General features: G+C 65.4%; 13 protein-coding genes. 4 read left to right on the top strand and 9 right to left on the bottom strand.

Annotated elements, in window-relative coordinates; genetic code table 11:
- Positions 1-30: 30 nt before the first annotated feature.
- The 9 genes from FPZ11_RS04900 to FPZ11_RS04860 all read right to left on the bottom strand — a co-directional run bounded on the left by FPZ11_RS04900 (position 31) and on the right by FPZ11_RS04860 (position 9,334).
- Complete coding sequence (locus tag FPZ11_RS04900) at positions 31-1,137, bottom strand: ParB N-terminal domain-containing protein (RefSeq protein WP_146318867.1); 1,107 nt, start codon at positions 1,135-1,137, stop codon at positions 31-33.
- Positions 1,134-2,039, bottom strand: coding sequence for a hypothetical protein (locus tag FPZ11_RS04895; RefSeq protein WP_146318865.1), 906 nt, complete (start codon positions 2,037-2,039; stop codon positions 1,134-1,136). The genes FPZ11_RS04900 and FPZ11_RS04895 overlap by 4 nt, the downstream gene beginning before the upstream one ends.
- A 94-nt stretch (positions 2,040-2,133) precedes the next feature.
- Positions 2,134-2,358: a hypothetical protein gene (locus FPZ11_RS04890; RefSeq protein WP_146318863.1), complete on the bottom strand. Its 225-nt coding sequence runs from the start codon at positions 2,356-2,358 to the stop codon at positions 2,134-2,136.
- A 246-nt stretch (positions 2,359-2,604) separates the two neighbouring features.
- Complete coding sequence (locus FPZ11_RS04885; protein WP_437438638.1) at positions 2,605-3,246, bottom strand: DUF2637 domain-containing protein; 642 nt, start codon at positions 3,244-3,246, stop codon at positions 2,605-2,607.
- Positions 3,247-3,284: 38 nt separating this feature from the next.
- Positions 3,285-4,226: a bifunctional DNA primase/polymerase gene (locus FPZ11_RS04880; RefSeq protein WP_146318859.1), complete on the bottom strand. Its 942-nt coding sequence runs from the start codon at positions 4,224-4,226 to the stop codon at positions 3,285-3,287.
- Positions 4,227-4,597: 371 nt separating this feature from the next.
- Positions 4,598-5,455, bottom strand: coding sequence for a helix-turn-helix domain-containing protein (locus FPZ11_RS04875; protein ID WP_146322709.1), 858 nt, complete (start codon positions 5,453-5,455; stop codon positions 4,598-4,600).
- A 463-nt stretch (positions 5,456-5,918) separates the two neighbouring features.
- Positions 5,919-7,274, bottom strand: coding sequence for a Gfo/Idh/MocA family oxidoreductase (locus tag FPZ11_RS04870; RefSeq protein ID WP_146318857.1), 1,356 nt, complete (start codon positions 7,272-7,274; stop codon positions 5,919-5,921).
- A 79-nt stretch (positions 7,275-7,353) separates the two neighbouring features.
- A complete protein-coding gene (locus FPZ11_RS04865; protein WP_146318855.1) occupies positions 7,354-8,358 on the bottom strand; it encodes a LacI family DNA-binding transcriptional regulator in 1,005 nt (334 codons plus the stop codon).
- 199 nt (positions 8,359-8,557) lie between these two features.
- On the bottom strand, positions 8,558-9,334 hold the full coding sequence (locus FPZ11_RS04860) for a glucosamine-6-phosphate deaminase (RefSeq protein WP_146318853.1): 777 nt from the start codon (positions 9,332-9,334) through the stop codon (positions 8,558-8,560).
- A gap of 205 nt (positions 9,335-9,539) precedes the next feature.
- Between FPZ11_RS04860 and FPZ11_RS04855 the strand changes: the two genes are divergently transcribed.
- The 4 genes from FPZ11_RS04855 to FPZ11_RS04840 are packed head-to-tail and all read left to right on the top strand — an operon-like array spanning position 9,540 to position 14,307.
- Entirely contained in the window at positions 9,540-10,883 is a 1,344-nt protein-coding gene (locus FPZ11_RS04855; protein WP_146318851.1) for a family 4 glycosyl hydrolase, read from the top strand.
- Between the two features lie 57 nt (positions 10,884-10,940).
- Complete coding sequence (locus FPZ11_RS04850; protein ID WP_246846534.1) at positions 10,941-12,191, top strand: Gfo/Idh/MocA family protein; 1,251 nt, start codon at positions 10,941-10,943, stop codon at positions 12,189-12,191.
- A complete protein-coding gene (locus FPZ11_RS04845; protein WP_210415955.1) occupies positions 12,188-13,255 on the top strand; it encodes an NAD-dependent epimerase/dehydratase family protein in 1,068 nt (355 codons plus the stop codon). The genes FPZ11_RS04850 and FPZ11_RS04845 overlap by 4 nt, the downstream gene beginning before the upstream one ends.
- Positions 13,174-14,307, top strand: a complete 1,134-nt coding sequence (locus FPZ11_RS04840; protein ID WP_246846533.1) for a dihydrodipicolinate synthase family protein — start codon at positions 13,174-13,176, stop codon at positions 14,305-14,307. The genes FPZ11_RS04845 and FPZ11_RS04840 overlap by 82 nt, the downstream gene beginning before the upstream one ends.
- Positions 14,308-14,562 lie beyond the last annotated feature (255 nt).

Below are 14,562 nucleotides of genomic sequence, written 5' to 3'. Positions count from 1 at the left end.
GACCTGACGGACGCTCGGCGCCCGGAGTCATCAGAGGGCGCGCAAGGATCGGCGTTCACCGGCAGCGTCGGCTGCGCGCTCGGCGTCGGGTGTGGGCTGACTGATGCGGGCGGTGCGGAGCCGCACAGCGAACCCGCTGGTGCCCTCAGCGGTGCCCAGAAATTCCTCGGCCTGCTCATCGGTGAGCACAAGCGCGAGCTCGTCGGGATCGTAATGCAACCACCAGCCGTCCAACTCGGCCCAGGTCTGCACGAACGCCCGCACCGGCCACCGCGTCGGCATGTCCTCACGCCCGGACGGCAACCCAGTCGGCCGCCGCCCGCGTGCGCGTGTCCCGTGCTGGACGGCGCGGGCCAGCGCCCACTTCGCCTCCTCCGCCAAGTCCTCGTCGGGATCGCCGGTGAAGGGCTCGTCGTCGACGAACCCACTCACATTCCGTGTGCCGTCCTCGGCCTCCTGGCCACTTGCGTCGGCGATGGCTTGGTAGTGGCTGAACACAGGTTCGCCGGCGTCGATGCGTTCGAGAGCCTCTGTCGCCTGCTGGCGCAGCTCCTCGGGCCAGGAGGGATCGGTGGCGATCCGCTCGAGGTGCCGGATGCGTTCCAGAGTGGTGTAGGAGGCGCGACCGGTGACCATTCGGGCGGCTTGCTCCCGGGCGGTGCCCAGCTGCCCGACTGACGGGCCGAGTTGCCGGGTCGACGGTCCTGCCAAATTGGCAGGACCGTCAGTTCCCGGCTGATGCTCGGCGGTGAACTGGGTCGAGGCCTTCCGACGGGCGGCGTCCTCGGCCATGACTTGCTTCAGCTCCTCATACAGGGCGGCTTGCTCCCGGGCGGTCAGTGGCTTGTGCAGCAGGTTGTCGTCGCGTTCGGCGACCAGCTGACCGAGCCGGTCGGAGATCCCCGACCGAACCCACAAGTTCACCGTCCGCCAGCCCAGCAGCACGATCGCGGCCAGCCGCCGCCTCCCGCACACCAGCACCCCGTCCGGGGTGATCGTCAACGGCTGCAACAGCCCTTCCTGCTCGATCGACGCGGCCAGGGCGGGGATATCGCCGAGGTCGGCACGGTGCCGCCGGCCCACGATGATCGAATCCACCGTCCGCTCCAGCTCGACCATGCCCACCGGGACACTCATCCCCGGCCGCCTCTGGTCGGACCGCCGGGCGCGGCGAGCGCGACGGCGAGCACCAGGTCCTCATCGCGCAACAGCGACCGAACGGTTTCTCCGAGCAGCAGCCGCAGCAGCACCCCGCGGCCCGACACGGTCACAGCGAAACCGGGGCGGGTGTCCCCGAGGAGGACCCGCAGCAGGCTCGTCCAGGATCGGCCGGGTAGGTCCAGCAGTGCTCGGGACTCCTTGTCCCGGCGCAACGCCTCGACCGTCGCTTGCCGGCTGCCGGTCTTCGTGAGCACCCCGCACACGTGCTCCACGGCGATCCGCACGGTCGCCTCAGGCCAGCGCAACAGCGTCAGGAAACGGATCGCCTCCTCCACAGCCGCGGAAGCCGACGTGCAGGCTCGCGCCGAACCCGCCACGACCTCCCGACGCTCGTCGTCGTTGTCGGCGGTGGGATCGTTGATCTGGAAGGCGGGGTGATAGTCGGTCAGCGGATTCTCTCGGTCGCTGAACCTTTCCGGGTCGTGATACTTAGAGATGTGCGGCCGGCGGGCCTGATGCACCGAGCAGAGCAGCCCTTGGCCCCGTTCCTCGGCAATACAGGTGATCCGTACCGCATGCGTGATGACCGCCCACGGTTCCGTCGCCCGCCGGGCGCTCTTGGTGCGCATCACGTCGAACGCGGCCGAGGCGGCCTCCCATGGGTCGAGCCCGTGCTTGCGTGCCAGTGGCGCGTACTTCTCGGCCGCGAACATCATCAGTTTCGCGGCGGTCGGATCGTGTTCCCACGCATGTGGGCCCGCCTGGTGCAAGCGGTTCAGCAAGGCGCGCAGTCCTTCATTGGTAGTGAAGTCCTCGCCCCACGGGCCTGCACCCGAGGATCCGGCCGGGTCCTCGTGCTCATGGTTGTCGATGTTCATGATCGGGATACCTCCTGCTGGGCAGATGCGCGTCCGGCCCCAACAACCCCGTCCGGTTCTTGTCCTCGTGTTTCCATGCGTCTGTCACCGATCCTCAGCTCAGCCCGGCACTCGAGCGCGTCGGTCCGGACGGCGCCGGGCGGGAGCGTCCGAACGCCGACAGCGGCGGCAGGCGGCGCATCGCCGAGCCGACCTTCCGGACGCCCGTCGTGGTGGCAGTAAGGGTCCGGCGATGCAGCTCGGTGTGCAGGTCGATGCCGCGGCCCGCGAGGAACGCCGTGTGGCGGGCCACCAGCTCTGAGGGACGCACCCACTCCACGCCCCGCGTCCTCGGACGCGCCCCACTCGCCTTGACGCCACGTCCGGGCGCGGTCGCCGCCTCTTGAACTGCCTCCGGAGTTCCCGTATCCGCGACAACAGCCACCGAATCCCTGTCGCATACCCCGGCTTCGGTGACCTCCTCGCGCTCCAGCGATTCGGGCGATGGTGCGGGCGCGTCGAGATCGGGCTCAGGCCCAGGAATCCCCCTCGAACGGATACCGCCCGTCATAGTTCGTCTTGTCGGTCATGGTGTGGCCTCCTTCATCTCGTTGCCATGTGCTGCCACAGCCGGGGCAGATGTATCGGGGTGGCTCGTGTTCGTGAGCCAGCGGCCTACGGTGCTCGGGTGAACGTCAAGTTCGAGGGCGATTCGTCGGTTCGACCAGCCCTGACCGCGCAACTCCGCCGCGCGGTCCCGCGGCGACGCCGCCGTGAGCTTTGGCATCCCGGCGCGTACGGTTCCGTCGACCGTTTTCTGTGCGGGTTCGGCCCATGCGTCCGGCACGGCTTCGTCGGGCACGGTCTCTGGTCGACGGGTGAGGATGACGGTGAGGTGGGTGATCGCCAGCAGGACGACCGGCGGCACCGCCGCCACACACGCGGCCAGCACCCCGGGTACCGTCGCGTCCGCCGCCACCACTGCGTGTAGGGCGTTCGCGGTCACCGAGACCAAGGCCCCGCCGGCCAACAGGACCCACGGGTACCACGCAGTCCTTGAGCCGGCCAGCGCGACGACGGCGACGGTGGCCACCACGATGATGCCGTCCACGATCAGCGGCCATGCCCACGCCTCGGCGGGGTCGATCCCAGACCGGCGGGCCAGGTCGGCCAGCGAAGTAAAGGACAACCAGAAGGCGCCGCAGGCGATGAACACTGTCCCGGCGATCGCCGTCACCTCAGCCCACCGGCGACCCGCTCCGGCGTTCACGACAATCCCGGCCACGACGCATCAGAACGACACGCCTCGCCGGACCGAAACCACTCGCCTTCGGCACCTTTCGATGCACGGCGATTGCGGTGCTGACGTGATGCCACCCCCACCGTGCGGTATGCCGACCGAACCGTCGTGCTGATCTCTCGCTCTCCCAGGCCGACCTGGCCTGCGGCGACAGTGAGGGCGTCGAGGGCGTCGGTGGCTGGCACGCCGTTCTCCGCCAGACGGCAGGCGGCCCAGAACAGGCCGCGATTGCGTTCGCCCTCTTGCCGGCCGGCGACCCATGCTGCGAGGCGGCCGGTGTCTGTCGGTCGTTGCGACCCCGCATCGGTCGTTGGGACCCGGACGGGACGAGGGTCCAGGAAATCCCGCAGCCGATCGGCGTCCAGCACCCGGCCCGGAACGGATCCCCTCGTTACTACCCGGTAGGGCACGGTCTCGCCGTCGATGATCGTCCGCGATGGCGGGAGAAGGACGTACCCGCCATCACCCCGGAAATCGATCGCGACGCGGGCGGCCTGCCAGCACGACTGCGACATGCTGTAGGGCGCCGGATAGTAGGCATGCATGCCACCCGACGGTGTGGTCACCGTCAACTGCCAGCCGTCGGCCAAGCCGGCGTGGATGGCGCGCTCGAAGGCTGCGTAGCCGCTGACCGGGCCATGCACGTCCACGTCCGCCACAACGATCGCAGACGGATGGCCTGTCGGCATCCCGATGTTCGCAGCCGGATGCTGCCGCCACCACGCCACCACCACAGCCGCGTCAGTTGTGGCTTCGTGGAACCCATGCTCCGTCAATGGTCGTTTCGCGCCCGGCACGCACGGGAACACCGGCACACCCGCCTCCGCCAGTGCGCGTGCTGCCGCGGAGAGAGGCTCTTGCTCGTCCATGTGTTCCAGCACCGAAAGGACGGCATCGCGTGACGTCATCGCGGACCCCGCTCCACGATCGTGGCTCGGATCCTCGAGTCGGACCGCGCTGTGTCACACGACCCGAGCGAGTCCGCTATGCGCGCCGTTTGTCCATGAGGCGCGTCAGCTCCCATGTTCGGCCCTGCCCGTGTTGCACTCGTCGCCGTCATGCCTTCGCCTTCCCTCGGCGGGCCGAGCCCAGCGGGCGGCCCTGCGATCATGAAGTGCGCCAGGAGGACTACCCGGTGTGTCGAAGACGGTCAGCGAGGAAGATCGGTAGGTTGGCCGTCAGGGAGAGCCAGTCGGTGCACCTGACGTTTGGCAACCGGCGTAACAGTCGTGCGGGTCGTTCGGTCGTCAGCGTCCGAACGCCGTCTTGATGGACAACTTCACTGTCCTGATCCCGGTGAGCTATCCGGGGAGACGCCCATCTGGCGATACTGCACCGGTGTGATGCCAGTGCATTCGCGGAAGGCTTCTACAGCACGGCTCCGGCTGCGCCACCCGACCTCTCGTCCGATCCCAGCGACCGCGAGGTTCGTACTCCGGAGTAGTCTCGCCATCTTCTCGACACGCAGCATCGTGAGATACGCCTGCGGCGTCTTGCCGTAGGCATCGATGAACACCCGAGCCACCTGCCGCGGCGAGAGATGAACGACACAAGCCAGGTCATTCAGCGTCCAGTTCGCTGCAAGGTCACCGATCATCGCCTCACGGGCACGACGAGCCTCATCCCGCAACGGAGCAAACCGGCGAGACCGCGGCACGGTAGGCCGCGACCGGGCACGCTGAGACGGCGAGATTCGCATAGGTGTCACCGCAACGTACGGTCCGATCACGTTTGCGACTGAGAACCACAACGCCTGCGTCCGGTTGAAATGCGCGCCGAAGTTCCGGCCGATGCTCAACGCCACCAGTTCGTCCAGCCAGGGCATCAACGATCCCGCACGATATTCGCCGATGCGGAGAATCTGGGCGGGCTCCGAATACAGCTGCGATGCTAATCCCTGCGCATCGAGTCTGTCACGGAGCAGACCCGCATATTGCCAGAACACCTGGTCCACCAAGTAATCGGTATCCAGGTAGATCGTGGTCGTGATGACGTGCCCTTCGGGCTCTGCTCCGCATAACACGTTCGCGCCGAGTAGCACGACATCGCCGACGTTGACCGGCTTCTGCCCAAACTCGCTGAACAAGATCGCCGACCCGTCACGAACCACTATGACCTTCACGCAGTCGTAGGCCACCGGGCCCAACGGCCGATGGAAGGTTCGCGTGCGAGCCACAACCGCCGAATACAGCGTGGGCAGCCGAGGCCCACGCGATTGGCATGCCAACTTGTGCAAGAGTTCGCGCCCCCCGTTCACCTCAAGCGCGACGTGAATGTCGACCTGCCCGTAGGAGCGGTGACGATCACCGTGGCGAGAGACGCCAAATCGTCACCTTGTGTGGCCTGCATTCGGGCCCAGCACTGCAGGTTGTATCGCGGCCATGGAGGGGCTGTCACAGTCCGCGCCACGTCAGCGGGTGTCTGGCACACGCTCCGTCCATGCAATTCGGAGCTGCTTAGCGATCCCGCGGGGAGGCGTTTTGGGAACGTGGCCGCTAGATCGATCAATGGGATGAGACGGCAACAAGATAGGACCGTTGCCGGAGCGTCTCATGAGCACTGGCCGAAGCCCTGGCCGCAGGAGTCAGAGAGACACTGAGTCAGGACTCCCACTCGGGAAGTTCTTGGAGGTCTAGCAACTCGGCGACCACAATCTCACGACGTTCGGCGATCGATCGGGCCATCGCTTCTCCGGTCGCCACGGCGATAGCGCCCTGGAATCCCGTGGCGCGAATCGCGTTGGTCCCCGATGCGGTAGGAGAAGGCAGGAACAGGTCGCGGCGTATGCGTGCGTCTGCAGCATCGTGACCGCCGGGCTCAGAGACTACGGAGACCACTTCGCTTGGTCCGAAGAGCCGGTCAACGCGGATGGTTGTGGGCTCGGAGCTCTCGGGGAGCTGGCGATAAGCGATGCTCTCGGTCTCGATGCGCCCATGGGTGCCGGTGATGCCGATCCGGTGGCCCTCCCACGGCATGGAGAAGCAGAGCGTGTATGCCATCGTGGCGCCTCCCGTGTAGCGGATGAGAGCCGAGTAGTGATCCTCGATATCGATTTCGGCGTCGAAGATTCCCCGGATTTCTCCTTCCGGATACTGAGCCGGGTAGCCGAGCGATTGCCACTCTCCAGTGAAAAGGGTCTGGTCCTCTGGCACGCGGCCGGTCTGCCATCGTTGTGCATATGGGTTAAGGCGGGCCTCGTCGCTAGAACCGAGAAGCGCCCCGGCACGGTCCCGAGGTCGGTGCGGACTCTCGGGCCCGTAGAAAGCGAGTCCTCCGTGTGCGAAAACGCTTTGTGGCGCGTCGGCGAGCAACCAGTTGATGAGGTCGATGGTGTGGCAGCCCTTCGTGACCGCCAGCCCGCCGGAGTACGATCGTCTCCGATTCCATCGGCGAAAGAAGCTCGCCCCGTGATAGGTGTCCACACCCTCCACCAGGTCGACGGAGATCACCGTTCCGATGGCACCTGACCGGATCAGATCGCGGAGTCTTCCCGCAGCGCCTTCGTAGCGTGCATTGTGCGTGACGGTGACCTCTCCCGCGCTGCGTTGCTCTGCGTCGAGAATGGCACGTGCGTCGCTCGCGGTGTGCGCCAGTGGCTTCTCGACGATGACATCGAGGCCGTGTTCGAGCGCGGACACCGCATATCGAGCGTGGGTGAAGTCCGGACCTGCGACGATCGCCTGGTCTGGATGCTGCTCCACGACCATCCGATCGAAGTCGTCCGGAGAGTAGCACGGAACGTTCGCACCTGTGCGTTCGAGAAATCGCTGAACCCGGGTCTGATCGATGTCCACGATAGCGACCAACTCGCCGACGCCCGAGTAGTCCTCTTCGGGGGCTGACCACTCCCGGCCTCCGAGGAGCGGCAGCGCGTACTCGTAGATTGCCCGGTTGCTCAGACCGCAGATTGCATATCGTGTTCGCTGCATAGCTTCGCCTTCGTTCGGTTCAGTCATGGTTGAGTCCGAAACGGCACTCGGCGACAAGAGTACGCGGACTGCAAGTCAATGTGCAAATTGCGACAAAATTGTGGTGTCAAGTGGTGGCCTGCGCGAGCATGCCGTCTTGCCGGAGTCCCGTGGAGCCTCGAAGGATGAGGCTGGCCTCAAGCTGGAGGCTCTTGGGCTCCTCCTGCGATGGTTCAGCGATCAGGTCCAGGAGAAGGTCAACTGCGGCGGTGCCGGCGTCGGCGCCGGGGACGTGGATCGAGGTCAGCGATGGATAGGCCATGCCGGACATCGGTGAATCGTCGATTCCGATGACGCTGATCTGCTTGCCGACCGTGACTCCGCGTTCGGCGAGCCGAGCCATGACACCCAATGCGATCAGATCGTCATACGCGATGACCGCCGTCGCCTCGGACGCGAAGACGAGGTCTGCCGCGCGCACGCCCGCTTGGATCTGCGGCTCGAATGCGCCGAATTCGCGGAGTTCGACTCCGCAGGTCCGGCAGGCTGCCTCGACGGCGTCCCGTCGACGTCCGTTCGACCAGGACCGCTTCGGCCCGTTGAGATAGCAGATCGTGTTGTGACCCAGGGCAACCAGATGCTCGACGGCCTGTTGGATGGCATTGTCGTCCTCGATGATCACGGAGGTCACACCTGGCACCGCCCGATTGATCACGACGAGTGGTCCCAGCTGCGTGAACTCGCCGATCTCGTCCTGCGACGTACGCGGCGATACCACGATCAACCCATCGACGCGCTCTTGCATCTCCCGCGCGAGCCTGACTTCTTCGGCCGGACGCTCGTCGATATCGCCGATGAGAACGCGCAGTCCCTTCTGCCGCGCTCGGACCTGAACGGCCTTGATAATGGGCGGAAAAAACGGGTTCGCAATATCGGGAACCACCAGGCCGATAAGACCCGAACGGTCGGGATCGCCAGAAACCGTGTGAGCGACGTACCCGAGCTCGGCGGCGGCATCCCGGACGCGCTGCCGGGTCTTCTCGTTCACCATGTCCGGAACCGAGAGCGCTCTCGACACGGTCGACACCGAAAGGCTCGTCGCCTTCGCCAGGTCTGCCAGAGTTACCGTCAACGTCGTCCTCCTCGTGCGGCCGGAATCAGCGCGCGTCGCTACAGCCCGAGAAGAGCGGCACGTGCATCCGGCTGCAATTCATGCGCAAAGTTGCTACCTTTCGCAACAGGCTAGCGTCATCGATGCGGCGAGGGTAGGCATGCCGCCCAATAGATAGTGTGGTCCGTTGCTATGCCATGCCGGGTCCGGGCCGGCGACCTCAGCAGGACGGGAGCTCGGACGCCGACTGCCTGTCGAGCAGAAGGACTGCCTGTGGCGTGCGCTGGAGTATGGAGGCGGGGCACGTTGTCGTGACGTCGCCCGTCAGCGACTGGCGTACCGCAGCGGACTTCCGGGCCTCCGGCGCGCTGACGATCACTCGAGCGGCGGAGAGAAGAGCGGGGATGGTCAGCGTGATCGCGGAGTCGGGCACGGCCGCGATGTCGGGAAAGTGCCCCTCGTTGACCTGCTGACGTCGTGACGCTTCCTGGAGCTGGATTCGTCTCACCCAGCGCTGGTCCGAGAAATCACAATCGATGGGCTCGTTGAAGGCGAGATGACCGTTCTCGCCGATCCCCATGCACACAGCGTCGATCGGTGCCGCGCGCAGCGACGCTTCGTATCTGTCGGTCTCGCGATCGATGACCGTGGCGTCCCCTGCGATGTACTCCACGTGAGCCGGACGGAAGGGAATCTCGACCCGCTCGTGGATCCACCGCCGGAAGCTCGCCGGATGCGAGGCCTCGATACCGACGTATTCGTCCATGTGGAACACGGAGACCCGGTCCCAGGGGAGACTTTCTCGAGCGAGGCTCGTCATCAGCGGAAACTGGGAGTTACCGGTTGCCAGAACGATGCGGGCGCTTCCACGTGACTCGATCGCGGCCTTCACCGCCTTGGCGAGCTCGCGCGCGGCCGCCTCTCCGAGTGACGAGAAATCCGGGTGGATCTGCACTGCTAGATCGCCTGCGGCGAAGTGCGTGATCGTGTCGAGCATGGCTCCTCCGATGCCTATTAGTCAAAACTGCAACTCAACTGCAAAGTAGTCAGTCGTTTGCAACAATACAGCAATATTTCCTTGACGGGTGCGGGAAGCCCCGGCTAGCGTCTGTGATACGGCGGGTGCGGTCGTGCTCGGCCGGAACGGCGGCGAGCGTCGGCGGCAGAAGGAGCAGGAGGCACGCGATGGAGAGGTTCACGGGATGAGCGGCGCGCGGATCACCATCATCGGCGGCGGCAGCATGCAGTGGGCGCCCCCGATCGTCACGGACATCCTTCTGCGCGAGGAGCTTGCCGGAAGCACCATTGTGCTGCACGACATCGATGAGGCTTCCGCGCAGCTCGTGCGCCTGTACGCGAGCCGCGCGGCGGCGGAGCTTCGCGTCGACGCATCCTTTCGAGTCGACGGCTCCCTTGAGCGGTCCCTGGAGGGGGCCGAGTACATCATCGTCGCGATCTCCACCGGCGGGCTCGACGCGATGCGTCACGACCTCGCCATTCCTGAGAAGTACGACGTCTACCACACGGTGGGTGACACCTGCGGCCCCGGCGGCTGGTCGCGGTTCGTGAGGAACTTTCCGGTGTTCCAGAGGATCGCCCGGGCGATCGCGAAGGTCGCTCCCACGGCGGTGGTGCTCAATTACACCAACCCGATGACGCTCCTGACCGGTGTGCTCGCGCGCGAGCTCGAGAACGAGGTGATCGGCCTCTGCCATGGCTTGTTCGAGAACCTGGAGTTCCTGCAGCGGGTGTACGACGTGGAGGAGTCTGCACTCGCGGTCGAATACGGGGGTCTGAATCACTTCTTCTGGATCACCGCGGCGTCGATCGGCGGAGTCGATGTGCTCGGCGATCTGCTCCAACGCATCGCCGCCGGGGAGAGCCTGACGGCTCTTGACGAAGCCCTTCCAGGGGCTCAGGGATTCGGCGCCTTCCACTCGGCGCACGAGCTAGCAACCGAGCTCTTCCAGCTCACCGGAGCGCTGCCGCTGCTCGAGGACCGGCACACCTGCGAATTCCTGTCGTGGACGATCAACGACCGCGAACGCATGGATCGATATTCTTTGGTGCGGACGAGTATCCAGGACCGCCAGGATCATCAGCGACAGTGGACGTCCGAGGTTCGAACTGCCGTGAAAGAGGGGATTCCGGCTTCGCGTCTGCAACCCACACGGGAGGGTGCCGCCGAGATCATCGCGGCACATCACAGCGGCGGCGTCTACATCGATGTCGGCAATCTGCCGAACCGAGGACAGGTTCGCGAACTGCCGGACGGACTTGTGGTCGAAACCGCGGTGCGCACGGACGCGAACGGATTCACGCCGTTGACAGCGGCTCCTCTCCCGGCGGCGGCGGTCGGCCTCCTGGCGGGGCCGGCCGCGTCGTATCAAATGCTGATCGACGCGTGCTTCGATCGGGACCGGAAGGGCGCCCTCAACGCCCTCCGCCTGGATCCGGCGGTCGCGCACCTGTCGACGGCCCAGGTCGCGAGCCTCGCCGACGAGCTCCTGATCGCGAACGAACCGTTCGGCTGCATCCTCCGCTGACGACCCGCCCTCAGCGTCCCCGGTCCCTACACCCCGTGCGGGACGAGAGAAGAAAAGATGAAGGAGAAGAAACAAGTGCAGAGCATGAAAGTCGGCGTGGTCGGCCTCGGCCAGTTCGCCCCCGAGCTGCTTCCGTTGTTCCTTGCACACCCCGGGATCTCGGAGGTGTCCGCGTGCGACGTCGTACCTGACCGACTGCAGTCGGCACGTGAGCAGTTTGGCATCACTCGTCTCTTCGACGACTTCGATGCGCTGCTTCGATCGGACGTGGACGCCGTGGCGCTGTTCACGCAGCGTTGGCTGCACGGTCCCATGACGATCGCCGCGCTGCAGCACGGCAAACATGTCTACTCGTCGGTACCGATGGGAGTCTCGCTCGAGGAGATCGAACAGATCCTCCAGCTCGTACGGGCCACCGGCCTGACCTATATGACGGGGGAGACCAGCTATTACTACCCAGGCGTCGTCTTCTGCAGAAAGGAGTTTCGGAAAGGCTCCTTCGGGCGTTTCGTCTATGGAGAAGCCGAGTACCTGCACGACATGTCGCACGGGTTTTACGAGGCGTATCGCTACAGCGGTGGCGACCAGTGGAAGCGGACGGCGAGCTTTCCTCCGATGCTGTATCCGACCCATTCGATCAGCAGCATCCTCGGTGTGACGAACTCCTACGCCACTTCGGTGTCCTGCGTCGGCTATGTCGATCGGGAGAAGGATGGCGTGTTTGACACATCCGTGAGCATGTGGGGAAACGAGTTCAGCAATGAGACGGCTCTGTTCACCACCGCGGACGGCGGGTCGATGCGGATCAACGAAATGCGCAGGATCGGCGTGCCGACGAACATCCCCAGCTCCCGGATGAGCATGTTCGGCACGAGAGCCAGTTTCGAGCAGCAGACCGGCTCGGCGGTGTGGCAGACGCTCGACGGGTACACCCCGGTGACCGATCTGCTCACGACGGCTCCGGTGGAGTCTCCGGCCAACGCCGGCCGCGGATCAAACGACATCGTCGACGAGGACCTCCGTGCGGAGTTCCGCAGCGGATTCGCCCCGATTCATGACCCCAGCGGGCTTCCCCGATCGTTCGAGGGGCTGGACAACGGGCATGAAGGCTCTCATCAGTTCCTGGTGAACGACTTCGTCGTCTCCGGCCTCAGCGAGACCTTGCCGCCCTTGAATGCCTGGGTGTCGGCGCGGTTCGCCGTCCCCGGAATCGTTGCACATCAGTCCGCACTTCGCGCCGGGGAGCGTCTCGCGGTCCCTGACTTCGGCCTCTACGCGTCGCCGACGGATGAGCAGGAGTCGCTGTGACAGAGAGTAGCGGGCTCATGCACGGGACGGGAGCACGGCAACCTCCTCCGTCCGACGAGGAGGAGCTCGAGGCCCTGCTCTCCGAGCCCTCCCCGGAGGTCGTCGAGGCGCTGCGACCATTGGCTGGCGACCTCGTTGTCGTCGGGGCGGGTGGGAAGATCGGACCGACGCTATGCCGGATGGCGGCGACGGCGCTGCGCCGCGCAGGATCGAACTCGACGGTTCTCGCGATCTCCCGGTGGACTGACGAGCGCAGCCGGCGACGGCTGGACGCTGCCGGCGTGCGCACGCTGGCAGCCGACCTGAGCGATCCGGATGTCTATGCCGGCCTTCCAGACGCTGCGGCAGTGATGTTCCTGGCCGGTCAGAAGTTCGGAACTACCGGTCACGAGGGCTCGACCTGGTGGTCGAACGCCGGCATCCCGGTGCTGACGGCCACGCGCTATCGCGGTGTACCCACGGTTGCCTACTCAACCGGGAACGTCTACCCTCTTCGCCCGCTCGCGCTCGGCGGCGCGACCGAGAGCGATGCGCCAGCCCCGCTTGGTGAATACGCGCAATCGTGTCTGGCACGGGAACGCGTGTTCAATCACGCTGGCGAGAGGTGGAACACACCAACCTGCGTCTTCCGCCTGAACTATGCGGCGGAGCTCCGCTACGGCGTCATCGTCGACATCGGACGGAAGATTCTCCGCGGCGACTCGATCGATGTGGCCATGCCTGTCGTCAATATCGTCTGGCAGCGAGATTCGACTGCATGGTCGTTGCGCTGTCTGCAACTGTGTACGACCCCCGCCACGATCGTGAATGCAACCGGGCCCGAGACCTTGAGTGTGCGGAGGATCGCCACGATCCTGGGCGACTTGTTGGAGAGAGAAGTCGCCTTTGAGGGTGAAGAGGCCGGTGACGCGCTTCTTAGCGATGCGAGTGAATGTCACGCGCTGTTCGGCTACCCCTCCGTGCCTGCTCTGCAGCTGATCCGGTGGGTCGCCCACTGGCTGTCGCACGACGGAGTGCAGCTCGAGAGGGCGACGAAGTTCCAGCAGCGCGATGGGCGGTTTTGATGCATGAACAGTACAGACGAGTATCCGCACGATTGCGTTCGGGAGGCGTCTTCCCGGCTCATCCGCTCGCCCTGGCCGAGCCGGGCCAGGTCGATTGGATCGCGCAGCGGGCGCTCAGCAGATACTACCTCGACGCTGGAGCACACGGGCTGGCCGTCGGCGTCCATACCACCCAGTTCGCGCTCCACGACGACCGGGCTCTTCTCGGCGATGTCCTGAGGTGCGCTGCGGATGTCGTTCGTGGCACCGATGCGCTGCTGATCGCCGGCGTGACTGGCGACTGCGCGCAGGCCATCCGCGAAGCGGAGCTTGCGCGGGATCTCGGCTACGACGCCGTTCTCCTCGCGACACGCGGCGAGGACCGGCATGCCACCGAGAAGGCTCTGCTCGAACGCAGCATCGCGGTCGGCGAAGTCATGCCAACGATCGCCTTCTATATGCAGGAGAAGGTTGGTGGCCGGTATCTCTCGCTCCAGTATTGGCGGTCGGTCTTCGAGCAGACGAGCACGGTCGGCGTGAAGGTCGCCCCGTTCGATCGATATCGGACCGGCGATGTGGCGCGTGTGCTGCTCGGATCGGATCGGTGGAACGAGATCGCGTTCTTGACCGGCAACGATGACTCCATCGTCCTCGATCTGATAACGCCGTATCGGCGTGCCGTCGCGGGAACCGCGCGGGTCGTCAGGGCAAGCGGCGGTCTGCTGGGGCAATGGGCCGTCGGAACGCACGCGGCCGTGCAGCTGTGTTCACGGCTGAAGTCCATCGATCCCGTCCGTGATCCCGTGAGAGCCGACGAGCTCCGTCTTGGCGGTGAACTTGTCGAGATCAATTCTGCCGTCTTCGACGTCGACAACGACTTCCGGGGCTCTGTCGCCGGGATCAACGAGCTCCTCCGGCAGCAAGGACTGCTTCGATCCGCGCATTGCCTGGATGAGAGGGATGTGTTGTCGGCCGGTCAGTCTGACCTGATCGCACGGGTTCGGCGGCTCCATCCGGAGCTGCTCGACGAGGAGTACGTCGCTGAGCACCGTGAGCGCTGGCTCGAGGATTGACACGCCCGGCGGAGCGGGTGAGACACATCGGGCATCGGCGCCATCCGCGCGTGGACCGCAGCAGGCGTCGGATCCGAGACAACAAATGGAGTGCAAACTAGTTGCAATTTGCACTCACGGTTTGCAAAGATGGTGGATGAGGGTGCAAGCTACCGGGGAACCGTGTCACCGGGCCTCCTGGCCCTGCGACGAGCGGCATTCACAACGAAGTGGAATGGAGTTGAAAATGACTGGTCATATTCTCGAGGAGCGGGC

Origin of the sequence: Humibacter ginsenosidimutans, from assembly GCF_007859675.1 — a bacterium.
Classification (GTDB): domain Bacteria; phylum Actinomycetota; class Actinomycetes; order Actinomycetales; family Microbacteriaceae; genus Humibacter; species Humibacter ginsenosidimutans.
The sequence above is the reverse complement of the archived record's forward strand: the minus strand, read 5'-3'. Positions and strand labels throughout refer to the sequence as shown.